Source organism: Lewinella sp. (genome assembly GCF_050633125.1).
Taxonomy (GTDB): domain Bacteria; phylum Bacteroidota; class Bacteroidia; order Chitinophagales; family Saprospiraceae; genus Lewinella.
The window spans coordinates 33,833-59,406 of the sequence record NZ_JBOEFX010000010.1 but is presented as its reverse complement, the minus strand read 5'-3'; the positions used below and the strand labels follow the sequence as shown (position 1 = coordinate 59,406).

The window sequence follows — 25,574 nt, the reverse complement described above, 5'->3', positions numbered from 1 at the left end:
CAGAGATACTTCGTCACATTTATCTCTTTTTTACCTCTGGCAGCCATCTGCAAAGAAAAAATTCAAAACGGAACCATGAACAGGATCCTTACTAGTTTAGTCATCCTTATTTTCGCCGTACTAACGGTACAGGCACAAACTCCCGATCAAGTAGTACTCACCAGGACTTTACCCGTCGGGGAAGCCCGAATGTGTACCTCCGATGCCGGTACTATTAATTCTTTTGGGCCTCTCATTGGCCAGACCAATGATATTACGCCTGATACCATTTTCCTGTGTTTAGGAGATACCCTATTCATTGATCACAACGATGATCAAGACCTCAGTGGTGATCCCAACATGCTTACACCGGGAGGTATCGGCTATGCTTTTTTCAATTGTCTACCCACGACTACGGGGCCGGATACTGCTGCCATCAAAAATGATCCTTGTACCTTAGATGATGGGAATGCGACCTACGGTTTCTACGTCTATACGGGAAATACAGTGAGTGGTGATGTGCCTTTCTTCAATGATGGTAACCTGCAAACTACCTTCAATGGAGGTGATCCAGCCATTTATCACTTTGCGCCCATAACTTTCGACGCTTTATTCCTCGGTTCTTTAGCCGAATATGAAGGTACTCCGGTGGGTGATTGTGTCAATTTACGTTCAGATCAAGCATTTGCTGTTGCTTACCTCAACGAGATAACAATCAGCGAACTATCGCTTACGGGCTGCCAAGGAACCTTCCGGGTTCAAGGTGGTCTATCCGAGCTAGACAACTCTGATTACCCAAGCATTATCGTTTACCGTCAGGATGACCCTTCCGTAACAGGTTCTATTATTGGCGGACCATTTGATCACGATGACTTGGTTAGTTTCACCGTACCAGGGCCTGGCACCTACGTTATTGAAGTAGAAGATGGAAAAAGTTGTGGTGGCTCAGCTACCACTCCGGCCATAGCCGCTTGTGATGCCGTAAGCTTCGGGCTTCCGCTTACCAACCTACTCCCTGGCACTAATGAATGTGTACCGTTGACAGTAGGTAACTTCGTAGACCTTATCTCAGCCCAGTTCTCTGTAAACTGGGACCCTAGCATCCTCAGTATTTCTGGTGTACAGGGTTTCAATCCTATGGTTCCAGACTTGAACGCTGGTAATTTTGGATGGCAAAACTTCCCCGCCCCTAACGCTATTGCTCCAGGAGTGATGACTTTTTCGTGGTCAGATAATACTTTTGCTGGTGTCACGCTCCCAGATGATGCTATATTTTTCGAAATATGTTTTGACGTGATCGGGCAGCTCGGAGATTGTTCCCCATTAGACATCACTGAAAACCCTGTAGCATTTGAAGTCATTGACAATAATAGCCAGACTATTCAATTGATCCCTGATAATGGTAAAGCCCTCGTGACCGACAATCCATTCTTTGTTTTGTTGACACAAGATAGTCTTACCTGTCCTTCTTTTGACGATGGTAGTTTCACGGTTACCGTCGATCAAGGGCTCGCACCATACCAATTCACTTGGAACACCGTACCTATTAGTGGCCCTAACAGTGCTCCTGTTGTCATTCCTACTGATGGGAGTTTTGCAACCGTTAGTAACCTTGCTGCAGGTAATTACCAAGTGACCATTACAGATGCCACTGTCCCCAGTCAAATGGTGGTGGATACGATTGAAGTCATTGCTGGCCCAGTATTAGGAATTACCATTAGAGACACCGTTCCTACTTGCTTTGGTTTAAGCGATGGTTCTCTAGCCTTCTTACCTACTTCGGACGGTCTTCCTATTACTAACCCAGGACCAGAATACACCTTTAACTGGAGTGTTCCCAACGGGGTAACCAACCCTGGAAACACCTTCTACATTGACAATATTAGAGCCGGTTCTTACGGAATCACCATAACCGACCCTGCGGGCTGTCAGGAGATTGCGTTGATTCCTCTTGGCCAGCCGCCTGCACTACGTGTACTAGATGCCAATACCTTTATCACTGATGCCAGTTGCACCGGTGGACAAGATGGTGAAATTACGATTTCAGCTTCCGGAGGTACGACAGCCAGCGGCAACTATACCTTCAACTGGAGTACAGGGCTCAATATTCAAGCTTCGACGACGACCATCATCAACCTAAACCCTGGGCAATACTGTGTGACTGTGACCGATGATAATGGTTGCTTTACAGAAGAATGCTATACCGTGGGTGCTGTTAAAGTATTGTCGTTAAACGAAAATGTAACGGATGTACAGTGTAACGGCGACGTTACTGGCTCAATTCTAGTAAGTGGCAATACTACTGGCGCTCCTGCAGATACCCCTTATTCTTTTGTATGGAGTATGAACGCACCTGCGGCAAGTAATACACCTACCACAAGTGAAATTACCGGATTGGGTGCGGGTGCCTACGCTGTGACAATGACCGACGCTAGTGCTGCTGGTTGTCAAGTGATTGATACATTCACGGTCACCGAACCACTGGCCCTGGATGCACAAGTTCTTAATTTCACGAACGAAACCTGTATCGTAGGAAATGATGGTAGCGTAACGCTAGGTGTAACAGGAGGTACAGCACCTTATACTTATAGCTGGTCGCACGACGCTATGTTGACGGATTCCGTTGCAATGAACCTTCCGGCAGGCAATTATACGATTGATGTGACGGATGCAAATCTGTGTACGACTCAGATAAGCCAGATGGTTTCTGCTCCAGATCCACCTATCATCACTAGCTTACTTGATAATTCTGTCACTTGTGCCGACGATCAAGACGGTAACCTCATTGTTCAGGTTACGCCTGCTCCGGGGACAGCCATTCAGTCGATTGTGTGGAATACAGGCCAAATGGGACCTGCTATTGGCAACCTGTCTCCTGGTGAATATATTGTAACCATTACTGCTGACAATGCCTGTGTGACCATTGATACTGCCCTGATCACTTCACCTGATCCTATTTTATTAGATTCGGTACAAGTTCGACGTCCTGTTTGTCCTGGTGATGCCAATGGCCAAATTTCTGTTTTTGCCAGTGGAGGAACCCAGCCTTACTCCTATAGTTGGGCGCATTTGGGCACGCCTACCACCAACAACCCAATTACCTCATTGGTTGCGGATGATTACACCTTAGTAATTTTCGATGCAAACGGTTGTAGCAGTGAACAATTTGTGATCACAGTAGAAGATCCTCCAATGATAGAGGTGAGCTTCTCAAACGTAACAGATACCAGCTGTCCTGACGATAACACCTGTGATGCAATGGCAACAGCCACGGCAAACTTTTCTGACGGTACCACTGGCGACTTCATCTTCACCTGGGCATCTGGCGAAATGACGACTGGAGGAGTTACCTCTACTGCACTTCAATTATGTGAAGGGCCTCAAATGCTTAATGTCATCAGTGGCCTTTGTGGCAATAATTTTGATATCACTATCGAGGCACCTGAGCCTATTGTTGTTGCAACAGAAATCGAACCAGTGAGCTGTAACGGAGATGCCGATGGTACGATTACAATTGCCCCTAGTGGTGGAACAGGGCCTTATGATTACTTCTGGGTAGAAACGAGTGAGACTACAGACAATATCAACAACCTGAGCGCTGGCCCTTACACGGCAGTGATCACAGACGCCAACAATTGTACGTTTACCCAAACTGTTGTTGTTGACGAACCTGCTCCACTTACCCTGGCCATCGATCAGGTCACTACTACTGATCAAGTGACCTGTGCCGGCGATACAGATGGTGTAATTGCGGTCAATGCTACCGGAGGTAATATTAGCCCTGCCAATCCTTACCAATTCCTTTGGAGTAACAACGCTGTTGGTGCTATCAATGCAAATCTGGCTGCTGGTACTTATACCGTAACGGTAACGGACTTTAAGAACTGTATGGATGACCTTAGTTTCACCATTGGTGAACCTGACCCATTGGTTTTCTCACTTGAGCCGATTGAACCCCCATTATGTTTTGGTGATCCTACTTTTATCGTTATTGATACCGTATTTGGCGGTGCTAATAATCCATTCGAGGAGTACACCTTTATGGTTGACAATAACGGGTTAAGCTTCCCTGTTATTCAGCCTGCTACTGTTTTCGCAGGAGACCACATCGTGACTGTTGAAGATATTAATGGTTGTACCGAAGAACTTGACGTGACGATTGCTTCGCCAGGGCAAATTCAAATTATCCTACCTTCTCCAATCGTGGTAGAATTAGGAGACAGTACCGCTCAGTTATTGCCGACGATCACACCTGGAGGTAATTATACCTACCAATGGACACCTGCCGACTACCTGAGTTCAGATACCATTCGTAATCCATTCATCTTCCCTGAACAGAGTTTAGAATACTCTCTTACTGTTATCAATGAAAATGGATGTACTGCTTCGGAGACCGTGTTTGTAGAACTGGATGCCAACCGTAACGTATACATCCCTAACATTTTCAGCCCTAACGGTGATGGTCGCAATGATGACTTTGCTGTTTTTGCCTGCCTTGGCGTAAAGACCATTACATCTGCTCGCCTGTTCGACCGATGGGGAGGGCTGCTATACGAAGGAACCCTCTTGGATCCCGCTTGCCTCAATGGCACGAGACTTTGGGACGGTAGCAAGAATGGAGAAACCATGCCTCCGGGGGTATACGTTTACATGATCGAGATCGAGTTTCTCGATGGTGTAGTACTCACTTATCGTGGCGATGTGACGCTGATAAGATAGGCTTGCACAAAATAGTTTTTAAACGAGCAAGCGTTCTTTTCCTTTATTGGGGAAGAGCGCTTGTTTGTTTAGCCCAACTTGCTAAAAATTGATTTGGGAACTATTGTGTAATTTCACCCGTTCTCCAAATGATTTGATACGCTAAGCCTTGACAAAAGATCGACTTATTTTAGAATCCATGGCGATCTCCAATTATTTACCCAATGAACGAACTGCTTAACAACTACAACGCGCACGGCAATTTCTTAAGAGAAAACTATTTTGTTCAGACCTATAATTGTCTTCCTTCCAAGCACTATTTGGAACTACAATTGGAAGACAAAGAGGAGCACATGAACACACTCCTTGATCAATTATTGGCTTCTGACCATCAGCTTGACCTCGTTTTTAAAATCTGGAAAAACCAAGATGCTGAAGAAATCGCTGAAAAAGGTGATTTCCCTCGTCATTATTTCTTTAAAAGCAGCAGCAACGATTTTTGTATCTGGATATCACTGGATTATGAAAGGCTGTTTATAGAAACCCTTTACAATCACTTAGACCAAGAGCTGGAAACCTGGATCAGGGCCTATTTGCAAGAGATCAAAGATAAATTCAGCCAAAAGAAAACAGCCGTCTTTAAAGTCTTGTCTAAAAGTGGTTTTGATTATTATACCGAGGACATCAAGATCAGCGAAATAACACTCGATGTCAATGCACACTATAACGACGACTTCACCCCTATTCATGGCGTCATAGAAGAATCTCTGAAAGTCGATAGCTCAGGGCTCATTCTGCTGCACGGAGCACCAGGCACGGGCAAAACGTCTTACATCAAGCACCTTTTGAGTAAGCAGGGCAAACGCAACTTCATTTTTATTCCTAATGATTTTGTCAGTGAATTACTTCAGCCCAATTTCGTTTCCTTTTTGATTACCAATAAGAATTCAATCCTCGTCATTGAAGATGCAGAAAAGGTGATCATTTCTCGGGACAGCAATAGTGAAAATTCGGTGGTATCAACGATTCTTCAGCTTACGGATGGCCTGTTTAGTGATTTTCTCAATATCAAAATCATCTGTACATTCAACACCAGTATTGATAAAGTAGACAAGGCACTGTTGCGAAAGGGACGTATGATTGCTTATTATGAATTCAAAGCATTGACGACGGACAAAACTAATGCCTTACTCACCACACTTGGCCATGAAACGGGCAAGAAAGCCATGACCTTAGCCGAAATCTTTAATATCAATAAAATTGATTTCGAAAGCAGGACAACGGCAAACGCTATTGGTTTTAAGAAGTAATGAATATGAGGTTGGCATGTAAAACTAATAGAGGGGACCATCAATTGATAGTCCCCTCTACTTTTTCAGGATGGTTACCGTTTTCGTAATAGCACAACGGGGCAGATCATCTCTTCCAAGCTAATACCTCCATGCTGGAAGGTATCTCGGAAATAATTATTGTAGTAATTATAATTATTGGGGTATAGGAAGTACTTATCTTCTTTTGCAAAAATGAAGGTAGAACTCACATTGGGGCGTGGAAGGCCAGCCTCTAGCGGATCGCGAATTTCAAGAACATCCTTCTTATCGTAATTGAGGTTCTTGCCCACTTTATAGCGCAAATTGGTCGTTGTGTCACGATCTCCTACCACCTTGGATGGGGTATTAACACGGATGGTACCATGATCGGTAGTCACAATTAGCTTGACATCCCCTTTTTCTACGATCCTCCGTAACGCAGCCCATAATGGAGAATTTTTGAACCAGGAGACCGTCAGAGAGCGATAAGCTTTTTCATCACTTGCCAACTCCTTTAACACTTCCATTTCTGTACGGGCGTGGGAAAGCATATCGATGAAGTTGTAAACGATCACCGTAAGATCGTTGTGCATGTAATCAAGGATACTATCTTCCAGCTGTTTGGCTTTGCTGACGTTGGTAATTTTGGTGTAACCAACTTTAATATCCCGCCGTACCAAGCGCTTTACTTGCGCCTGCAACAAATCTTCTTCGTGGTTATTCTTGCCTCCTTCCTCTACGTCATTTTTCCACCATTGTTTATAGTGGCGTTCAATTTCAGCTGGCAACATGCCGGCAAAGATAGCATTGCGACTATACTGCGTAGTTGTAGGCAAAATACTGCAGAAAAAATCTTCTTCTATTATCCGGAACTCTTCGTTAAAAATGGGTTCTAGTGCTTTCCACTGGTCGTAGCGAAGGTTATCAAGTAACAACATTACGGTTGGTGTACCTTCTTCCAGTTGTGGCAACACTTTTTCTCTAAGCAGGCGGTCGCTCATAATAGGGCCGTCGCCATTTTTAAGCCAGCTGAGATAGTTTTTTACAATAAACTTTGAAAAAGCATTATTGGCCTCATTTTTCTGCATTGAGAGGATATCGCCCATTGCAGTAGACTTACTTTCATCAATCTTGATCTCCCAATTGACGATCCGCTTATAAATATCTATCCATTCTTTGTAATTGAGGTTACTATTGATTTCCATCAAAATCTGACGGAATTCTTGCTGGTAATCGGAGCTGGTTTTCTCGCGAAAAAGGCTCTGACTTTCCATGAGTTTCTTCAATGTTAATAATATCTGGTGCGGATTTACAGGCTTGATAAGGTAGTCGCTGATTTGGCTACCTATGGCTTCTTCCATGACTGTTTCTGCCTCATTTTTGGTAATCATCACCACAGGAATATTGGGCTTGATTTCCTTGATTTTTGCCAGCGTTTCCAGTCCTGTAATACCAGGCATACTCTCATCCAGGAAAACGACATCAAAATCGTTACTTTCCTCTATCTCTTCTAGGGCATCATGACCATTGGTAACAGTTATTACATCATAGCCTTTCTTTTCAAGAAAAAGTAACTGGGGTTTCAGCAGATCGATCTCATCATCCGCCCAGAGAATCTTAATGGCGTCCATATTTGGTAATACGTTTTTATATTTTAGGAGGATTCTATTTCCTCAAAAGTAATCATTCGCAATAAGAACAACGTTGCAGAAGTAAGAATGGATATAAAATTTTCCAAAATCATTATCTTTACCGCAAAGAGCATAGTAATTTGGAAAGGACACCCCCTATTGTTACGATCACTTCTGATTTTGGTTGGCGAGATTATCACCTGGCGCTGATCAAGGGTACTATTTTACAGCATACCCCTAATGCGCGTATCGTTGATATTAGCAATGCCGTCGCCAATTATAACATTGTCGAAGGGGCCTTCCTTTTTCGACATGCCTGGCAGGCATTTCCTGCGGGCACCATCCATTTGCTCAGTATCAACGATTTTGATCAACCAGATCGCCCTTTTTTAGTGTTTTCCCACCAAGGGCATCATTTTGTTGGGCCAGATAATGGTTTATTTTCTCTGATCTTTCAGGAGCAGCCCGCTAGCATCTTTCAGTTAGATACCGAAGATATTTCTTTCAGTCGTTTCCCGCTCGCCGATATTTTTGGCAAAGCCGTAGGGCATCTTGCTCAGGATTTTCCCGCTGGTGGAATGGGTAGTGCAGTGGATCAATGGCTCGAACGGATTACCCTACAGCCTGTCACTGGCCCCAACCATATTCGTGGATCAGTGGTCTATATTGATCAATTTGATAATGCGATCCTTAATATCGACCGGCAGCTGATGGAAAACATTGGACGTGATAGATCCTTTGAACTGTATTTCAAGCGCCACTCCCCTATTACAGAGCTTTCGACTTCTTTTCATGATGTTCCTGTTGGAGAAATTTTGTGCCGCTTCAATTCCGCTGATTTGCTGGAAATAGCTATTAATATGGATCGAGGAGCCAGCCTCCTTGGCCTCAAAATAGAAGATACCGTCCAAATAGACTTCTCTAACGGCAAAAAACAAACTTGACATTATGCCTAGCTCTCTCCCTGAAAATTTTCCCGATCCTCAAATCAAACGAATAAGCACCAAAACCATTGGTGCTTCCCTGCTATCAATTCTCAATCTGGAGCGAGGTATTTTTTATACTGTTTGGGAATTGATCAAAAATCCTGGCGCGGCCATGCGCAGGTACTTATTTACGGACCGCAGTGGCTTTATTGAGCCTTTAAAGTTCTTGGTACTAACGATACCCATCTATTTATTTATTTCCTTCACCTTTTTCCCTGACAGTGGCTTTTTTGCTGGTTTTGAGAACGAGTTAGCAGGCAATGAAAACGAAGCAATCGATCCAGAGAAGCAAGCATTGACAAGAAATCTGATTAGTATTTTTAAAGAGTATGCTAATCTACTCCTGTTGATTACCGTGCCATTGGCCGCTATTTTCACGAGGATGCTATTCCGAAAATACAAGCTCAATTTTGGTGAACACCTGGTTATTAACGCTTTTCTTTATGGATTCTTGACGTTTACCAGCACCTTATTACTTCCAACGGCCTGGATATCTACTGACCTGAATTCTTGGTTGATGGCCCTCCTTTATTTAGTTTACACCACTTATTTCCTTCAATCCCTTTTCCAGTTTTCCTGGTGGCGATCTTTCGGAAATACGATCCTCATCTATCTGTTTAGCATTTTGATTACGGTTGTCGTGTTTATAGTATTTATGTTCATCGGTTTATTGGTATTATTATAGGAGGACACATCCAGGTGGTATTCTTATTAGACTAGGTGTTTTTTGAGCCAAATAAGTTCATAAAAGGACATATAAGCACCTTTTTCCCTAGTAGAACTGGATTGTTTGGGTGATGGGCTTTCCTCCTCCGTCACTTCGTGACACCTCCTCCGAAGGAGGACAGGGATATTGCTTGGGCTAGAGGCGCAAGGCGAAGCCTGGAGCCCGGTGCCCGGAGGGCGCAAGGACAAAGGATGGGCAGCCGCTCNNCAGACAGCCTGGTGCCGAGGAACGATGGCATGGCCCAATAAAGACCTATGCTGTTGGCTCAATAAAATCCCAAAGGTTGCCGTATAAGTCTTTGAAAACGGCTACGGTGCCATAAGGTTCCTTCACTGGGGGGCGTACAAACTCGATACCTTCGGCCTTCATGTTTTCGAAATCTCGCCAAAAATCATCGGTATAGAGGAACAGGAACACCCTGCCTCCGGTTTGGTTGCCTATTGATTTTCGCTGCTCTTCATTAGCTGCTTTGGCCAATAACAAGGCACACTCTTTCCCTCCGGGAGGAGCCACCACGACCCAGCGTTTTTCGGGTGTCAGCTGGGTATCTTCTATCAGCTCAAATTTCAATTTTTGAGTATAGAAGGCGATGGCATCGTCGTAATCGGCTACAACCAAAGCTATTCGGGCAATATGTTGGCGCATTATTTGTTATTTTTGGAGCAAACAAAGGTATAGAACAAAAGATGAAGATAGAAGCTACTTCCCCCGATAATTATATCGAACAACTGCCTGAAGACCGCCAAGCGCCGATGCAGAAGCTCCGTGCAATTATTAACGATAACCTTCCTGCTGGTTTTGAAGAAGCCATGAATTATGGAATGATTGGCTACGTGGTACCTCATTCGGCCTACCCTGCGGGGTACCATTGCGATACCAAGCTCCCGCTCCCTTTTATGAATATTGCTTCGCAAAAGAACTTCATTGCGCTTTACCACATGGGCATCTACGCCAACCCAACACTCATGGAGTGGTTTGTGGCCGAATACCCGAAGCACAATAAGCGTAAACTGGACATGGGAAAAAGCTGCATCCGGTTTAAGAAGGTGGAAGAAATTCCATACGACCTGATTACAGAATTGGTGCAAAAAATGACGATGCAGGAATGGATTGAGCTTTATGAAGCCAATTATAAGAGGTAGGGGGTATTGGTTGGAAAAGTGTAAAAATGTAAAAGTGTAAAAGTGTAAAGGTCAATCAGATATCTTTCCAACCCTTACACCCTTACACTTTTTAAACCGACTACTAAGACTTCCGCCAACCGCCAATGATCGCCCCCATGGCGATGAAAAGCAGAAAAGCGTATCCGCCGTCTACCATCGACAATGAGGTAGGATTAGCTGCGAAACGGTTACTTACATAGGTGTTCAGAAATACGATGAAGCCTACTGCTGCGCCCAGGGTAGCACCGCCTGCCCAGCTGGTCATGCTTGTTTTTCCTATCAACCAATTCATGATCAGGGCATAAATGAACATCGCTATGGTGTTGATGATCATCGGCAATGCGGTAACTTCTACCTTCTCGCCGTAGCGCAACATCTCCATGTCTGTTTCTCCCTGAGCTAGGCCGTTGCCAGCCATCCAGATGTCCTGAAATAAGGCACCATAAAATAAAAACCCGAGGCCCATGCCTACTACAGCGGCGGCAATAATAGCCAGCCAATTCGTTTTGTTTCCCATAATATTTTCAAGTTTAAGCTGGTTAAAAACAGCACAATAAGTCTATTGTGCCTACATATTATACCCAATTTAAGCAATTCGTAGCTTATTTTTACTCATACTCCTTAGCTTGTGGCTATGAATAAAGAAATTTTACGCCTGGCCATCCCCAATATTTTGAGCAATATTTCGGTACCACTCCTCAGTTCTTTTGATACGGCGCTGATGGGGCGCATGAGTGCCGACCACCTCGGGGCCGTAGGGCTGGGTAGTATGATATTCAACTTTGTCTACTGGAATTTTGGGTTCCTGCGCATGGGCTCTACCGGCATGACTGCCCAGGCCTTTGGCCGCAAAGACCAAACCGCTATGAGCACAGTGCTGGGCCAGGCCGCCATTGTTGCTATTAGTCTGGCTTTACTTTTGATGATTATCCAGGTGCCACTCCTCAACGCGGCCCAAAGTTTACTACAAGTAGCTACTGATCAGCAATCACTGGTGGGCACCTACTTCCGGGTGCGCATCTGGGCAGCGCCCGCCGCTTTGGGTATGTACGCGCTTATGGGCTGGTATTTTGGTATGCAAAATGCCATCTACCCGCTGCTACTCACTATTCTCATCAATGTCACTAACATGCTGGTCAGCTACTGGCTGGTACACTATTGGGGTTGGGGTATCAGTGGCGTTGCTTGGGGCACCGTCGTTGCACAATACACGGGTCTTTTTGCCGGATTGAGTTTATTGTTGTACAAATACCCGTGGGTGCGAACTACCGTAAAGTACCAAGCCTTGTTGCAGTGGGAAGCCCTCAGCCATTTTCTGCGCATCAACAGTGATATATTCTTGCGTACGCTGTGTCTCACCCTGGCCTTTGCTTTCTTCTATCGGCAGTCTACTGGTTTGGGAGAACTGGTGTTGGCCACCAACGTGATCTTGCTGCAATACGTCAACTGGATGTCCTACGGGGTTGATGGCTTCGCCTTTGCGGCAGAGAGCCTCGTAGGGAAATACTACGGAGCAGCCAAGCCCCAAAAAACGCAACATGCTATCCGGCTCAGCTTTTTGTGGGGCATGGTGCTAGCAACCGTTTATGCACTGATTTACGGCGGATCGGGCGAGTATCTCTTGTATATTTTCACCGACAAGGAAGAGATTGTCAACGCGGCACTACCCTATCTGCCCTGGATGATCGTCTTCCCGCTGCTGGGTACACCTTGTTACATTTGGGACGGCATCTACGTTGGTCTCACGGCCTCCAAGGCGATGCGAAATACGATGCTGCTGGCTTTTGCGGGCTACTTGCTCCTCTATTATTGCTATGCACAGCATCAAGACAACCACGGCTTATGGCTCAGTTTGCTGGGCTTCATGATTTTTCGTGGGGCTATACAATGGTGGTGGTATGCGCGGGGCAAGGTGGGGTGAATTTTCGGCATTAGATACCTTGTACGAGGTACTAAGATTTCAATTTATCCCAAAGTGACAATGAAGTCCGTTTACCGATAATGAGCACTTTTCATTCAAGCTTTACGATATTTATTTGGCAGCCTGCCGCCCTGGCAAGAGACTGATTAAACGGATGCACTCCTTGGGCGGCACCGCGCTATCCACTCCTATGTGCTCGCCAAAGGCTCCGCGCATACCGCTACTATCGCTGGCTGAAAAGGGCGGGGAAAGTGTAAATGTGGAAAAGTGTAAGGGTTACGATCAACCATTAAGATATTCTCAAAGTCGGAATTCGGAAATAAAATGCTGGACGATTTACTTGGCCAAAAACTAAAGTGCCTTTGGTGGTTCAAAAAAGGCTATTAACGACTCAAAAACGCAGCAATATCCGCATGCATGGCGCTGTTTTGTCGTTTACACAAGCGGCGCAGGTTCAAAAAACCGTGGACAACACCCCGGAAATTCTGAAATTCCACGTCTACACCCGCAGCTTCCATCTTTTCGGCGTAAGCCTTTCCTTCATCCCGCAAAGGGTCTAAGTCAGCAGTGCAGACATAAGCCGGAGGTAGCCCACTCACATCCTCTGCCAGTAAAGGCGACATCAACGGATTTATGATATCATCCTCGGTGCGTTGATAATGCATGACAAACCACTCCATCAACTCACGGGTCAAAAAATAGCCTTTGCCCAGGCTATCCACAGAGGGGTAACACAAGCGAGCATCAGCCGTGGGGTAAATGAGCACTTGCCGCCAGGGGGCGATTCCGCCTTCTTGTTTACTCAATAGGCATACTACCGTAGCCAAGTTGCCTCCGGCGCTATCGCCCATCACTGTGATCCGCTCGGGGTTCAGTCCTAGATCGGCAGTAGCACTTACCAACCACTTGAAAGCATCATAGCAGTCTTGCACGGGTATCGGGAACTTAAATTCGGGTGCCAACCGATACGCTACCGAAAAGACGGGCATCCGGTTCTCTTGGGCCAGTCGACGACATGCCTTATCATGAGAATTCAGATCGCGCGTCACGAAACCACCGCCGTGAAAGAAGAGAATGGACTTTCCTTCCTTGCCCATTTCTAAGGGTTGATAATAGCGGTAGCTAATGCTGGTACCATCTGTGGCGGTAAAAGCGCCTTCTTCTACCCTTTCCATTTCGCAGGGAGATACATCGATAATTGAGCCAATTTTTTGTAGCTCTTTTCGGTTCATCTCCCGTATTTTTTCTGGAGCAACTCGGTTTAAGTCTACTTTAGGCTTGAGGTGATTGACATAAAATAAGAGTATCCGGAGGGGTAAGGTCATTTGTTTTTTCTTTGAGGTGAGGGTTTAGGGGAGTTCGCAAAAAATCATCTACACATTTTGCTACAAATATTTCCTCATCCCTAAAGTTAAGTTTTCTCTGACATTTTCCGTTCAAAAGAATTTGAAACGCCTTCTCAAGCAACAAAAACAACTTTAATTAAATAAATTAAAACTAAAATTTGATTAATTGTTTTTATTATCTACATTTGCAAACCAGCAAAGTTGACGACTTTACTGAAAATCGAAGGTCACTACCCTTTCTTTCGTCCGAAAGGAATTCAGAGGTTTTTTTTCGCATTGCTTGGCTGTTCTCGACGACGAGAGCAGGTATATTCGCGTGCCCATTCACCAGAATGGTGAGAGGGTGTTCCGGCGGTCCGGACAGCTGGGAGGGCCCTCCCACTTGAGGGTGTTATGTCCCCATCCCTCACTCAAAGCGCCCGATACAAATCAATCCGCTCCTGCCGTCCTCTCAGTTCTATTTGATCTGAAACCTGCTCGCCACCTTCGGGGAATTCATCGGCGATCTTATCCCAAAGTGGGCCCGAAATAAGGTGATCTACGCCGAGGTCGTTACATTTCGACTGGATGCGAGCTGCCGTGTTGAGTACATCGCCAGAGTAGGTGATGTCGCGTTTGATGATACCAATTTCTCCGGCCATCACTTGGCCAAAGTGGAAACCTGCTTTGAAAGACGGTAGCACCCCGTAATTTTCTTCGTAATACGTTTTCCGCCGCTGTAGCTGTCGTTTTATCCCAAAGAAGGTTCTCACACAGCGGGCCTGCTCTACGCCTACTTTCATTGGCCAACAGACAATCACTTCATCGCCAACATATTGATAGATTTCTCCTGAATTGTCGAGAATAGGGCCTGTCATATCTGCAAAACAATCCTTTAGTAGATTAAAATAGTTTTCTTCTCCTATTTGCTCTGCAATGGTCGTTGACGATTTCATATCCAAAAACATGAAGACGCGTTCTTCTCGCTTTGGGCTATAGTATTGCCCCATAAGTAACTTCCCAAACATCCCCGGGCCATACTTTTCATTGACCAAAATAACAATGACCGTTACGACAGTCACCAATAACCAAAAGAAATAGACGGCAAGAAAATTAGGCGTCTGTAAATAACCAAAAGCGTAGGCCAGGCTGTCTCTACCATACACGACCACATCATTATCCAGCGCGTAAATCACTGGCATAGCCACCATATCAGCGACCAAGGCAATCAGGGTAAATCCGCCTAACAGATAGCTCAGCACCTTCCAATAAGGAGCGGCCCTTAGTGTACGATACAAAAGATAGACGATAAATGGGCCTAGCAACAACAGGCCAATCGTGCAAGCGACCCAACTGCCGATCAACCAATTCATAAACTCAAAAACCTCTCCTCCATTGTTTTTTAGCAGGTAGTAATCATAGATGGTCTTGGCCAAAGCTACGAAGTACCAAAAGACGGCTACCCGCAGGATCAACCGCCAGGAACGGGAACGAAAACTGCTTGTTTGTGCTAGTTGTGGATTCATTTGATGGAATAACGCTGCCAAATGGCATAATGTGGTGCATAAAGTTAACAGAATTCAACTCACCCAACCATTTCTAAAAAAACAACCGTCTTGCCCAGTACTCCAAAAAATCAAAATTATGAAGTATTCTTTTCTGTTTTTCCTTTCCCTGATCCTCAGCAGTGGCTTATTCGCACAACTCAGCCTTGGTCTAAAAGTGCAAACGGGTGAAGCCTGGCAAAACTACGGCGACGAAATCGCAATCGACGGTTTTGATCAACGAATTGAGCATTACGGCGTATCAATGGAAGCTTTTTATTCGGTATCGCCTGCTATTAGCGTAGGTCTCGCACCTGGCTACCTACGCCGAGGGGCTGCTTGCGAACCAGGCTTTGTGGGTAGCAACCCTTTTCTTGTACAAGATGCAACCATCTACGCCAACTACCTCCAATTGCCATTGCTCATCAAAGCCAATATTCCACTGGCTAATCGCTTTTCTCTATTTGGGCAAGCGGGTGCTGGATTAGGTTACCTTATGAGTGGCCATCGTGATGTTCTCTTTCTATCTTCTTTAGATGGTGGCCGCGAACGACAGGAACTCGACTTCGAGCAAGAAAACACACTCAACCGCTTCGATTTCGGTGCCCAAGCAGGCCTTGGTTTTGCTTACCAACTTGGGTTCGGGAGCCTTCAACTATCTGCCGACTACTACCATGGCTTTCTGGATATGACAGAAACCAACACTTCTGAAAACCGTAGCTGGTCGATAGGTTTGGGGTATTCCATAAATATCAACAGGCCATAATAGGCAGACATATTTCTGAACCACAAAGAGCACCAAAGACACCAAGGATTTTCAGATTAAACCACCAAAGGCACCTAGTTTTTTTAATAGAGAACTAACTAAGAAAAAATACTTAGGAACAGCACGAAAACAAAATCGCAGTTTATTTTCTGCGCAATACTTAGGTGCCTTTGGTGGTTTAAATAATCAACTACTTAGTATCTCCATTCAAAGCCTGCTTAATGCCTCGGAGACCACTATTGAAATCATCTAGTTGTGCCAAAATTTGCGCCATCCGATCCGTTCCATCTTCGCTGGCAAAGAGCTTATTCTTGTTGAAAGTCTGCTTGATTTCTTCCCATCGCGCGGCTTCTTTTTTAGTTTGTAAACCTAACAGTTCTTTCAGTTTCAACAAGTTTCCTTCTGCATCCGAGGTCAGGGTTTGTACCTCGCCCTCATAATGTGCCAAGAGAAGGGTATTCAACTCTTTGTCATTCATGATAGGTGATACCTTTTCCGCCAATTTATTCATATTCCGGTACGAGCCTTGCAGTTTGAAAGCTGGCTCGGTACGATAGGCATCCGACATTCCTGCCGACTGGATATAGGCTTTATTGACCCTCAGTACGACATCACGTACATACAACAGCTTGGTAAGTACATTGATGTAGGATTTCAATTCTTCACCACTATAACTTCCCTCCAGCTGTAAATCTTCGAGGCGAGCGGTTTCTACGCCCTCGATCATTGTATACAAATCTTTGCGCGCCTTCATTGCTAAAGGTGCCAAAGTTGGGTTAGAAGTCAGGCTGTTCTCTAGATAACTCAGCTTAAAGGCTTTGGCAGAATCACCTATGATATCACCAAGATTATAAATATCAGCACGATTTGCCAACATATCCGGTATCTGGAAGCGGTCACCGCTTTCGGTATAAGGGTTGCCGGCCATCACTACCGCCACGCGGCGTCCGCGTAGATCGTAGGTTTTAGAGCGCCCTTGGTAAACGCCTTCTATCTTGCGCTGCGCATCACACAAGGAGATAAATTTCTGTAGAAATTCTGGGTTACAATGCTGAATATCATCAACATACAGCATAATATTATCGCCCATTTCTAATGCCAAATTGAGTTTCTCCAACTCTTTGGCAGCGCCCATCGAAGGGGCATCTTTAGGTGCCAGCGAGACTACATTGTGCCCAATTGCCGGTCCGTTGACTTTTACAAAAATGAGGCCGAGACGGTTGGCAATGTATTCCATCAGTGTCGTCTTACCGTATCCAGGTGGCGAAATCAGGAGTAGAAGCCCCATTCTATCGGTACGGGTCTGCTCTCCTACTGCGCCAATTTGCTTGGCCAGATTGTCACCAAAAATCGGCAAATAGACTTGATCAATCAAGCGGTTCCGCACAAAGGAACTAAGCACTTTGGGCTCAAACTCTTCCAGCTGCATCTCCTTACGGAAGCTTTCCGCTAAGGCCCGCTTACGCTGGGTGAAGGCTACAAAACCAGGAACACTGGTATTGACATAAGCTTCCATTTTGTCCATAAACGTATGGTAAGCCAAGGTGTAACTTCCATCGACGATCAAAGCATGGTCACCCCGCATCCCGGCGATCTGCACCAACAACGGTGCATCAACGAGCGTAGTGGTGAGTAATTCGCCATACAACATTAGCCCCGCCAATTCTTCCTGATAAGCCCACAGTTCTTCCTGGTTTTGCATTTCCAGGTAGGCGTGAGCCCACTTTCTGGCTAGCAAAAACTGCTCGCGCGGGTGAGAGGACAATAACTTCAATGACTCTTTGAACTTCGTCAATGACTTCTCCTTTTTCAGAAAAGTCTGTAAATCTTCCCACAATTGCCCTGCCGTTTGGCTCACTGAAATTGAACCTCCGTTTGTTAGCTCGTTGAAAAGATATGCAGCTGCACGCTTGGTTAAATACGTTGGAAATAACTTATGAGCTGCCAAGAACTGCTCTAGTTCTACTACTAAATCTTCTTTCAGGTAAGCAAACTCTTTCGTCGTTGGGAATACTTTCAGGATGGTGCCAGCACTTTCCAGTTGCTGCTCTAGCTCTGCCTTACGGTCATGCTGCGCAAATTGCATCCACCAAATCAGCGCAAGCGCGCGCTCACTAGGCGTAAATGACAATAAACCAATCGTACTTTGCATTCCTAGCAGTGCACTCAGTATTCGTGCTGCATCTTCGTCGTGGATGCCTTTGGTGTAACCTTCCTGGTAACGGCCAGCCGCCGCTTCCTGTATCTTTGGCAAAATCACATCATATTCGGCACCCCACCCTTCTTTTAATGCTACTGGCAATAAAGAGAAGGCCAGGTACTCGCCCCGGTACACTTGTTTGTCTTCTGAAATGAGGCGTTGCTGCCAGTAGGTTTTATTCCCATTCAGTACTTCATCTTCAATAGGCAGATAGAAATTGGTACCTGTCAAATGGTAAAGTAATTCGTCTCCTTCATTGACGACTGTCAACTCCAAAGGCTGGCTGTTTACAGAGAAGCGATGACGGCCCAGTTTGATAACGTTCTCTCCTCCTACAAACAATTCCTGGCGATCACGCAAGCCCCGTACAGCATCTTCCTGCAAGCTCTTCAATTGGGTCTGAATACGGTCAGCCTTGTTGCTATCGTCCAGGGCATAAAGTTGCTGGATGATATCCCGCACTTTGTCCACCATCAAATCTGCTGCAAAAAAGCTATTGATATCTGCCAACTCCTTAAAGGCCTCCGTGCGTTTCTGTACGCCCGTAAAAATGCGCTCCGCAGCTTTTGCTAAGGCAGTTGTACGATTATTTCTGGCTTCAACCAAACTATTTTTACGATTCTCCAGGGCCGCATAGACCTCCTCCCGCTTTTCGGTCAGTTCAAGCGTAAAGGCTTCCACTTCGGCAAACTTGCTGTCTAGTTCTTCAAGCTGCACCATCAGTTTGGTCAGGAACTCATCACAACGTGCAGGTGTATCTGCGAGATCGAGATAATTGATCAAGCTTTGGTCCAGCAGCTTCAACTGTGCGCCAAATTCCGCCGCAGACTCTTGGGTACGAAACTGCTGTGCTCGCTTTTTGATCGCTGCTTTATGCTGATTAAGCTGGGTAAACAAGGCTGAAATGGTATCGATAATGCGGGTTGTCTGGGTAGCATCTGCAATCTTCAAATTGCTGACCATCTCCACCAACAGCTCCAACTGTCCACCGATTTCATCAAAACCCTCTTCCAATTCACTGGCCGCTTTGGCCGTCTTCAGGTTACCGACGAGAGACGCCTGCTCAATAATTTGTGCCTCATAAGGCTGTAGTGCTTCCGGTAACAATAGGAATTCTACACAGGTTTCAGCCAGCTTTTCGTTGTTTTTCTGAGCCTCTGCCTGAAGTTCTACGATAAGTTCTTCATTGGTAAAAGGCAGTTCCTTTAGGCCAAGAATATCTCCTCGTAGCTGGCGCAGGGCCGCTAATTGCTCAACAAAAAGCTCAATGCTGTCAAAGCGTTCTCGACGGATACGGTCGAATAACTTTTCCGCACGTTTTGCCACTGTTCCCAGTGCATTGTTGGTTTGGCGTTGGGTACGTACTTTCTTTTCAAACTCTTCAATAGCAGCTTGGGCCGTTTCTCGGATGGGCCGAAGGCCTTCGGCCAGTTGAAATACTTTTGGGTCATCAATCCAGTAGTAGGCGTCCAGTATATCGGTTACCCGCTTGGACAAATCATCGTAAAGGTTGGCGTAAGAGTCTTCCTTCCCGCAAAGGGTAAGGACTTCCTGGCACTCGGCCATCGCACGAACGATGTCTTTATTACCTACTTTAAACAGGAAATTCTCCTGATTGCCCGTCTTTGCCTGCACATCAGCGACGAAAGGCGTTTGCCAAATCTGCATAACGTGATGCTTCGTGGCTTCTTCTTCGGCCTTAAAATAGCACAGTTCCCCGCCTGGAAACAACGTAAAGCCATTACAAATGATGGGCGTCGTTATTGACTGACTGATGATGTTGTAAGGCAAAAGCACGTAAGTACCATGCAGGTTGTCGTAAAAAACAAAGAGGTAATCTTCTCCATTACCAGAGCTGATTCTTTTTTTAAATACCAAACCTTGGGTGACCTGCTCAAAGAGCTTATGTTCTCCCGTCTGGAGGTAGTAACCGTTAGCAAAGATCAAGCCTTGGCTTTCTGGCAAAAGGATACCCGACTTGGCGAGCGCATCGACGCGTTCTACTTTTTGGATCTTTTCGTTGAAAACGAAATAGCGGTCTTTTTCCTGATAAGGGCGAATACGTAATGCAATGAGGTTGCCCAGGTCAGCGTAGGAAAACTCCGCATCATCAAGGGTTTGATCAGGGTATTCTACTGGCTCGGCGTAAATACCGCGTCCATCGCTGGTATTGTCTTCTACCTTGATGGTTAAATCACCACCCACTGTTTCTACAAACACACGATCCATGATAGATACGTGTGGATGCTTGCCCTGCCGCTGATCGTCGCGGGTTGCTAAACGCCAGCGAAACTCATACTGCTCCGGGAATTTCACTTCATGGTCAGAGCGGTTATCGACATAACGGAGCCCTTCATCTGTGATCAACCATTTGAATGTTTTGAAGTCCGTAGTACCTTCGTTCAGATGAAACACCATATACAAGTACTGCCCTCGGCGAGAAAACCGCGCGAAGAAAGCATCCTTGTAATAACGGTATAGGTTCTGAAAATCCGTCAGGAATTTTTCATCTTTCAGAATGCTCAGCTCCTCTTCTTTGAAGCTTTGTTCTGTAAAACGATAGCCACTAAACACATCAGAAAGCTTGATACCCGAACGCAATCCAACGTGTACGTTGTACCCAAAAATACAATGGTCACCGATAGCTACTACATCCCGTGCAGTACAGTAGTTGCCGGTGTGAATACGGTCATTCGCCACCAAAGTCGTCTCGATGGCCCCAAAAACCGTCTTACGTTCTTCGTTCAATTGTGCTAAACGCTGGCGCAAGGCATCGGCCTGCTGCTCCAATCGTCCGCGGATGATATCATAGGTGCCTGTGTCGAGGGCTATATTTTGGGTATTGGACATGTTTAGTTTTTTAGTGTTCGGCGTTGCCTCACGGGGGTACTCGCTGCACTCGCGGTGGTGTTCTCCCGACTTTTCGTCGGGATCACGGGGGTACTCGTCCCGATACCTCGGGACTCGTGGTTATGTTCGGCGTTGCCTCACGTTTTTTTTGGGTAGTGTTTTAGGGTTTCACAAAACCATGTACTAAAAAAATAAGTTTGTTTCATGTAAAACAATAAACAAAATTATTTTTTTTAGCTTTTTTCAACAAACAGACAGCAGGTTTCATGAATTACCGCAAACTCTCTATCTGGCAGCTCGCTCGTGCGCAATCTATTGCTATTCACAAGATGAGCCTAACGCTTCCAAAATTCGAATTGTATGAAACTGGGTCACAAATCCGACGGTCGTCTAAGTCTGTAAGAGCGAATATTGTCGAAGGGACGGGCCGAAGGCGATATCCCAAGGAGTTTATTCGATTCCTCATTTTCTCTAAATCTTCCCAAGATGAAACCATTGACCATCTGGAAACACTTTTTGAAACTGGATCCCTCACCGATGAAGTGCTCTTAAAACGACTCCAAAAGCAAGGGATTCAGTTAGGTATTCAACTCGCCAAGTTTATCGAGGCGGTTGAGCGGAGGGGGTAGAGGTACTCGTCCCGATACCTCGGGACTCGTGGTAGTGTTCGGCTGCGCCTCACGGGAGTACTCGCTACGCTCGTGGTTGTGTTCTCCCGACCTACTGTCGGGATCACGGGGGGACTCGCTGCGCTCGTAGGGGGGGCGTTGCCTCACGGTTCTTTTTATGAACGCGGTGAGATCGCCAACAAAACCCGCGAACGAAGTGAGCACGACCCCGGCTTTCCGGGGGAATACCTCCGCGAGTCCCGAGGTATCGGGACGAGCACCTACATCAATTTCCCTACCTCTACCCCTCCTAATCCAAGGCTTTCTACCTTGTTGAGGAGTTGCTGAACGAGGCTGCGATCGTCCCCACTCAATTCGTTATTTAGGCGAAGTAAGAGGGCCGTGAGCGTCAGGTTTTTGATGGTTTCAGTTGTGAGGCCGGCTTTCTGAATAAGGCCCAAGACTTGCGTCAGGACACCACCGTTGCCGCCTCCACCATTAAGCAAACCATTACTCAATTGGGTCAGGTGCGTAGAGTTGTTGATCAGGCCATCAATAGACTTGCCTCGATTGATAGAGTTCATGATGCTGTTCACAAACTGCATTTCGCCGCCGACGATGTCGATATTGGCATGCTTCATGGCTTCTCCCAAGACCATCGCCTGGGCTTCGGCCACGTGCTGCTGCACATTGATACCTGCCAGTTCGACTTCCTTGTCTTTCTCCAGGCGAAGCTTGAACTCTTCGTGCTCTTTGCCTACACCGTCGAGCTTCTTCATCGCATTGGCTTTCTGCTCTACACCACGAGCTTCGGCAGCTAGCTTGAGTTCCATTACTCTGGCGTCTACTGCGCCTTTCTGGTCTGCAACTTCGGCTTCGGCCATCCCTTGCTTCTTGATCGCATCAGCTTTGGCTTCAATACCTTTCGCTTCTGCGAGGGCGCGGGTTTCCAGCACCAGTGCCTGGGCCTTACCTTCCTGCTCCATAGCATGTGCTTTGGCTTCGATCACCTGCGCTTCCGATAGACCAAGGGTTGCTTCTTCCGCAGCTTTGGCTTCGGCCATGATTTTGCGAGCTTCGGCTTCTTTACCGGCAGCTTGCTTGCTGGCTTCCGCTTCGATCAACAACTGATCGGCTTGAATGGCAGCGGCCAGCTTTGCGGCTTCGGCACCACGTTCTTTCTCAATAACGATGGCTTCTCCTTTGGCTTGGCTTTCAATGATAACCTTCTGCTTGAGACGATCAGCTTCGGCCAATACGCGGGTATCCTTGATGCGCTCCTCCTCTTCGACGACTCGCTTCTCGACCATGATCCGGTCGCGGATGACATCCTGGATATTTTTCTTCTCTTCTTCTACCGCGCGCTGCTTCTCGATCTCCGCCAAGGTGACGATCTTCTCACGTTCGGTGAGTTCTAGCAAGCGATCTTTCTCTACGCGCTCCGTTTCTACCGCTTCGGTACGCTCCTTGTTCTTCTCAGCGACAATGACCTGGCGCATACGGTTTTCTTCCGCAATTTGCAGTTCTTCGTCAGTCTTGATCCGTACAAGTTGAGCACGAAGGCGCTCTTCTTCCGTAATCTTGACGATTTCTGCTTCTTCCCGCGACTTGATGTTCGCGATCTCCCGCTTTTGGCGCTCTTCCTTCTCGGCAAGCTGACGCTCGTATTCGAGGATGGCTTCGCGAGCTTCTACATCCTGCTCCTTGAGGGTCTTTTCTTCCTCGCGGCGGATATGATTTGACTTTACTCGCTGCTGAGCGGTTAGCTCGGTGATCTTCTTGATACCTTCGGCGTCGAGGATATTATTTTCCTTGAGGAATTCGATATCTGTTTGCTCTAGATAATCAATACTTACATCATCCAGCTTGTAACCGTTGAGGTACTCGCCGATGGTATTTTGGATCTCGGAGTTGAACTTCTCGCGGTTGTCGTAAAGCTCGACAAAGTCGAAACGCTTACCTACCGTTTTGATAGCTTCCGAGAACTTGGCCTCGAAGAGCTCACGTAAGGTATTGAGGTCAGAAGCACGGACACAGCCGATATTCTGTGCGACATTCTGGATATCTTTAGAATCCTTATTGATCCGGACAAAGAAGACGACTTTGATGTCGGCGCGGATATTGTCCTTACAAATGAGGCCATCCTGATTCATCCGGCTGATTTCGATGGTTTTTACGGAGAGGTCCATCTCTTCGTACATCTCGATCCCCGGGATGACCATGAGGCCGTTTTCGAAGGCAACTCGCGTACCGCGTAATCCGGTAGCGATGATGGCTTTGCCCTGGGGCACCTTGCGGTACCATCTGACGAGCATGACCAAGAAGCCAAAAAAGAGCAGGATGAGGATTCCCCCGAGGAGGTAACCCATGGATCCCGCAATGTCTACTTGCAATAATAGCATGACTGTTGAGGTTTATGGTTGTTTAAATATATTTTCGTGCGTTGTGCGGAAATTGCTTCCGACTTCCGAATTGTAGTGCAAGGTGCTTTGCCCGAACTTTTCCACTTTTCCAAATTTTGCCCCTTATTTAGGTACTGTTTTTAGTACTGGCCCGTAGCGAGGTACGAGCGGAGGGCGGTGGCCGGAGGCCGCAAGGACAAGGGATGGCAGCATCCTACGGTAGTAGGTGCGTACAGCCCGGTGCCGCCGGTAGGCCGGCATGGCCCCAAATCCAGTTTGGTAAAGGTTTTCAACTACCGTCCAGTGGTTCGACAAGCCAGTAGCGTTTATCTTCGGTACGCCCGATGATGACGGTTTCCTCCCCAGCTTTGAGGGAGTGAGTGCTTTTGATGTTGACCAATAGCTCATCGCCATCGTGATAGACACCGCCCTGTCCAAAGTTCTTGCCATAAGGCGGAAGTTTGACGCGGCACTGCATACCTACGTATTCCACAGGAGCAGCGGCCGTGTTCATACGAGCAAAAAGAGGGATCAGCGGATAGCTGAGGATTTTTGCCAGGAGGAATGCTATCAGCAAAATAGGCGCGGCCAAAGCGAGGCCATAAGCTGCTGAATAGTTGCCCCAGTAGTGGTTGGTGAGCACCGTCATACTCCATGCTGACAGGACAACCAGCGACATGATGAGCATGAAAGGCACGCGATCGAAGTGGAAGAAATGCAGGGCGGAGGCAAACAAGCCACCTACCGAAAAATCTGCATCGACGTCTACATCTGCATCCAGGTCAGCATCGAAATCAAAGTCAAAGGCACTTATATCAATCGCACCCAAGACCACTGATAACCAGTACAATACGACCAACATCATAAGTACAGTGTAGACCAAATTGAGAGGATGTACTGCTACCTGAAATAGTTCTTGCATGAGGGTTTCGTTTTAAATTACTGCGCGTGCGATGTTTGCCAAGCTATGCCTGCGCAAGGGTAGGTCCGCTGTGGTAAGATACAACGCAGTCGTTATTTCTTACCTAAACAGCAGATTAATTGTAAAAATTAGGATTAGGTAACCTAATATTCCTAAACTAAATCGTGGTGATAATTGGTGGTATCCTGGGGCCTATTGGTTTGCCGTTTAGGCGGGATGGGGCTTGCGCACGAAGAAGCTAAGCCACGTACAAGCATTTCGCCGTTGCGCCAAACGTTGGCCGAGACACCAAGGTTGTTGTAGCCAACCTTAACAATATACTCTACCCAGTCGGGGCCTTCTTGTATCTCGAAAGTGTGGGTAGCACCGAAGAAGGAGTACTTACCGCTGACTTCGCGGTCGTTATAGAACACCTTTTCTTTGCCTAAGATGGTATTGCGTATGGCGATTTCGTTGCCGTGGGAGAAAACAGAGAGAATTCTCATAGTTAGTAAATTTAATGATGACTGTTTGTGTACTTCGAGACACATCTACATAGAATC

At 46.3% G+C, this 25,574-nt stretch carries 17 protein-coding genes; 8 read left to right on the top strand and 9 right to left on the bottom strand.

Annotated features, from left to right (window positions below; all coding sequences use genetic code 11):
* Positions 1 to 75: 75 nt before the first annotated feature.
* Both ACRBG0_RS02190 and ACRBG0_RS02185 read left to right on the top strand, forming a co-directional pair.
* Positions 76 to 4,698, top strand: coding sequence for a gliding motility-associated C-terminal domain-containing protein (locus ACRBG0_RS02190; RefSeq protein ID WP_431485293.1), 4,623 nt, complete (start codon positions 76 to 78; stop codon positions 4,696 to 4,698).
* A gap of 203 nt (positions 4,699 to 4,901) precedes the next feature.
* A complete protein-coding gene (locus ACRBG0_RS02185; RefSeq protein ID WP_431485292.1) occupies positions 4,902 to 5,987 on the top strand; it encodes an AAA family ATPase in 1,086 nt (361 codons plus the stop codon).
* A gap of 74 nt (positions 5,988 to 6,061) precedes the next feature.
* Here ACRBG0_RS02185 and ACRBG0_RS02180 read toward each other — a convergent pair whose 3' ends face one another.
* Entirely contained in the window at positions 6,062 to 7,618 is a 1,557-nt protein-coding gene (locus tag ACRBG0_RS02180) for a response regulator (RefSeq protein ID WP_431485291.1), read from the bottom strand.
* Positions 7,619 to 7,758: 140 nt separating this feature from the next.
* Between ACRBG0_RS02180 and ACRBG0_RS02175 the strand changes: the two genes are divergently transcribed.
* Together ACRBG0_RS02175 and ACRBG0_RS02170 are read left to right on the top strand one after the other, a co-directional pair.
* The gene (locus tag ACRBG0_RS02175) at positions 7,759 to 8,562 is read left to right on the top strand and encodes an SAM hydrolase/SAM-dependent halogenase family protein (RefSeq protein ID WP_431485290.1); all 804 of its coding nucleotides are present in this window, start codon (positions 7,759 to 7,761) and stop codon (positions 8,560 to 8,562) included.
* Between the two features lie 4 nt (positions 8,563 to 8,566).
* Entirely contained in the window at positions 8,567 to 9,289 is a 723-nt protein-coding gene (locus tag ACRBG0_RS02170) for a hypothetical protein (RefSeq protein WP_431485289.1), read from the top strand.
* Between the two features lie 294 nt (positions 9,290 to 9,583).
* Here ACRBG0_RS02170 and ACRBG0_RS02165 read toward each other — a convergent pair whose 3' ends face one another.
* The gene (locus tag ACRBG0_RS02165; RefSeq protein WP_431485288.1) at positions 9,584 to 9,976 is read right to left on the bottom strand and encodes a VOC family protein; all 393 of its coding nucleotides are present in this window, start codon (positions 9,974 to 9,976) and stop codon (positions 9,584 to 9,586) included.
* Positions 9,977 to 10,017: 41 nt separating this feature from the next.
* Between ACRBG0_RS02165 and ACRBG0_RS02160 the strand changes: the two genes are divergently transcribed.
* On the top strand, positions 10,018 to 10,473 hold the full coding sequence (locus ACRBG0_RS02160) for a DUF1801 domain-containing protein (protein WP_431485287.1): 456 nt from the start codon (positions 10,018 to 10,020) through the stop codon (positions 10,471 to 10,473).
* Between the two features lie 103 nt (positions 10,474 to 10,576).
* Here the strand turns inward: ACRBG0_RS02160 and ACRBG0_RS02155 are convergent, their stop codons facing one another.
* Positions 10,577 to 11,011, bottom strand: coding sequence for a DUF1761 domain-containing protein (locus ACRBG0_RS02155; RefSeq protein WP_431485286.1), 435 nt, complete (start codon positions 11,009 to 11,011; stop codon positions 10,577 to 10,579).
* Between the two features lie 117 nt (positions 11,012 to 11,128).
* Between ACRBG0_RS02155 and ACRBG0_RS02150 the strand changes: the two genes are divergently transcribed.
* Positions 11,129 to 12,415: an MATE family efflux transporter gene (locus ACRBG0_RS02150; protein ID WP_431485285.1), complete on the top strand. Its 1,287-nt coding sequence runs from the start codon at positions 11,129 to 11,131 to the stop codon at positions 12,413 to 12,415.
* A gap of 383 nt (positions 12,416 to 12,798) precedes the next feature.
* On the opposite strand, the gene ACRBG0_RS02145 is transcribed toward ACRBG0_RS02150, so the two are convergent.
* On the bottom strand, positions 12,799 to 13,740 hold the full coding sequence (locus ACRBG0_RS02145) for an alpha/beta hydrolase (protein ID WP_431485284.1): 942 nt from the start codon (positions 13,738 to 13,740) through the stop codon (positions 12,799 to 12,801).
* A gap of 431 nt (positions 13,741 to 14,171) precedes the next feature.
* On the bottom strand, positions 14,172 to 15,266 hold the full coding sequence (locus ACRBG0_RS02140; protein ID WP_431485283.1) for an adenylate/guanylate cyclase domain-containing protein: 1,095 nt from the start codon (positions 15,264 to 15,266) through the stop codon (positions 14,172 to 14,174).
* A gap of 118 nt (positions 15,267 to 15,384) precedes the next feature.
* Between ACRBG0_RS02140 and ACRBG0_RS02135 the strand changes: the two genes are divergently transcribed.
* Positions 15,385 to 16,050 carry an outer membrane beta-barrel protein gene (locus ACRBG0_RS02135; RefSeq protein ID WP_431485282.1) on the top strand — a complete coding sequence of 222 codons (666 nt, stop codon included), beginning with the start codon at positions 15,385 to 15,387 and terminating at the stop codon, positions 16,048 to 16,050.
* A 190-nt stretch (positions 16,051 to 16,240) separates the two neighbouring features.
* Here the strand turns inward: ACRBG0_RS02135 and ACRBG0_RS02130 are convergent, their stop codons facing one another.
* On the bottom strand, positions 16,241 to 21,100 hold the full coding sequence (locus tag ACRBG0_RS02130; protein WP_431485281.1) for a DNA repair ATPase: 4,860 nt from the start codon (positions 21,098 to 21,100) through the stop codon (positions 16,241 to 16,243).
* 266 nt (positions 21,101 to 21,366) lie between these two features.
* Here ACRBG0_RS02130 and ACRBG0_RS02125 point away from each other — a divergent pair, with 266 nt between their 5' ends.
* Positions 21,367 to 21,729 (top strand): four helix bundle protein, encoded by a 363-nt coding sequence (locus ACRBG0_RS02125; RefSeq protein WP_431485280.1) that lies wholly within the window; start codon positions 21,367 to 21,369, stop codon positions 21,727 to 21,729.
* Between the two features lie 260 nt (positions 21,730 to 21,989).
* On the opposite strand, the gene ACRBG0_RS02120 is transcribed toward ACRBG0_RS02125, so the two are convergent.
* The 3 genes from ACRBG0_RS02120 to ACRBG0_RS02110 all read right to left on the bottom strand — a co-directional run bounded on the left by ACRBG0_RS02120 (position 21,990) and on the right by ACRBG0_RS02110 (position 25,517).
* Positions 21,990 to 24,110, bottom strand: coding sequence for an SPFH domain-containing protein (locus tag ACRBG0_RS02120; RefSeq protein WP_431485279.1), 2,121 nt, complete (start codon positions 24,108 to 24,110; stop codon positions 21,990 to 21,992).
* 289 nt (positions 24,111 to 24,399) lie between these two features.
* Complete coding sequence (locus tag ACRBG0_RS02115) at positions 24,400 to 25,032, bottom strand: hypothetical protein (RefSeq protein ID WP_431485278.1); 633 nt, start codon at positions 25,030 to 25,032, stop codon at positions 24,400 to 24,402.
* Positions 25,033 to 25,184: 152 nt separating this feature from the next.
* The gene (locus tag ACRBG0_RS02110) at positions 25,185 to 25,517 is read right to left on the bottom strand and encodes a hypothetical protein (protein WP_020538634.1); all 333 of its coding nucleotides are present in this window, start codon (positions 25,515 to 25,517) and stop codon (positions 25,185 to 25,187) included.
* Positions 25,518 to 25,574 lie beyond the last annotated feature (57 nt).

What these genes read in the sequence shown, in the direction of transcription:
- ACRBG0_RS02160 (WP_431485287.1), top strand. Translation starts at nt 10,018, where the DNA reads ATGAAGATAGAAGCTACTTCCCCCGATAATTATATCGAACAACTGCCT.
- ACRBG0_RS02155 (WP_431485286.1), bottom strand. Translation starts at nt 11,011, where the DNA reads ATGGGAAACAAAACGAATTGGCTGGCTATTATTGCCGCCGCTGTAGTA.
- ACRBG0_RS02185 (WP_431485292.1), top strand. Translation starts at nt 4,902, where the DNA reads ATGAACGAACTGCTTAACAACTACAACGCGCACGGCAATTTCTTAAGA.
- ACRBG0_RS02135 (WP_431485282.1), top strand. Translation starts at nt 15,385, where the DNA reads ATGAAGTATTCTTTTCTGTTTTTCCTTTCCCTGATCCTCAGCAGTGGC.
- ACRBG0_RS02120 (WP_431485279.1), bottom strand. Translation starts at nt 24,110, where the DNA reads ATGCTATTATTGCAAGTAGACATTGCGGGATCCATGGGTTACCTCCTC.
- ACRBG0_RS02145 (WP_431485284.1), bottom strand. Translation starts at nt 13,740, where the DNA reads ATGACCTTACCCCTCCGGATACTCTTATTTTATGTCAATCACCTCAAG.
- ACRBG0_RS02140 (WP_431485283.1), bottom strand. Translation starts at nt 15,266, where the DNA reads ATGAATCCACAACTAGCACAAACAAGCAGTTTTCGTTCCCGTTCCTGG.
- ACRBG0_RS02180 (WP_431485291.1), bottom strand. Translation starts at nt 7,618, where the DNA reads ATGGACGCCATTAAGATTCTCTGGGCGGATGATGAGATCGATCTGCTG.
- ACRBG0_RS02115 (WP_431485278.1), bottom strand. Translation starts at nt 25,032, where the DNA reads ATGCAAGAACTATTTCAGGTAGCAGTACATCCTCTCAATTTGGTCTAC.
- ACRBG0_RS02170 (WP_431485289.1), top strand. Translation starts at nt 8,567, where the DNA reads ATGCCTAGCTCTCTCCCTGAAAATTTTCCCGATCCTCAAATCAAACGA.
- ACRBG0_RS02150 (WP_431485285.1), top strand. Translation starts at nt 11,129, where the DNA reads ATGAATAAAGAAATTTTACGCCTGGCCATCCCCAATATTTTGAGCAAT.
- ACRBG0_RS02190 (WP_431485293.1), top strand. Translation starts at nt 76, where the DNA reads ATGAACAGGATCCTTACTAGTTTAGTCATCCTTATTTTCGCCGTACTA.
- ACRBG0_RS02165 (WP_431485288.1), bottom strand. Translation starts at nt 9,976, where the DNA reads ATGCGCCAACATATTGCCCGAATAGCTTTGGTTGTAGCCGATTACGAC.
- ACRBG0_RS02110 (WP_020538634.1), bottom strand. Translation starts at nt 25,517, where the DNA reads ATGAGAATTCTCTCTGTTTTCTCCCACGGCAACGAAATCGCCATACGC.
- ACRBG0_RS02125 (WP_431485280.1), top strand. Translation starts at nt 21,367, where the DNA reads ATGAATTACCGCAAACTCTCTATCTGGCAGCTCGCTCGTGCGCAATCT.
- ACRBG0_RS02130 (WP_431485281.1), bottom strand. Translation starts at nt 21,100, where the DNA reads ATGTCCAATACCCAAAATATAGCCCTCGACACAGGCACCTATGATATC.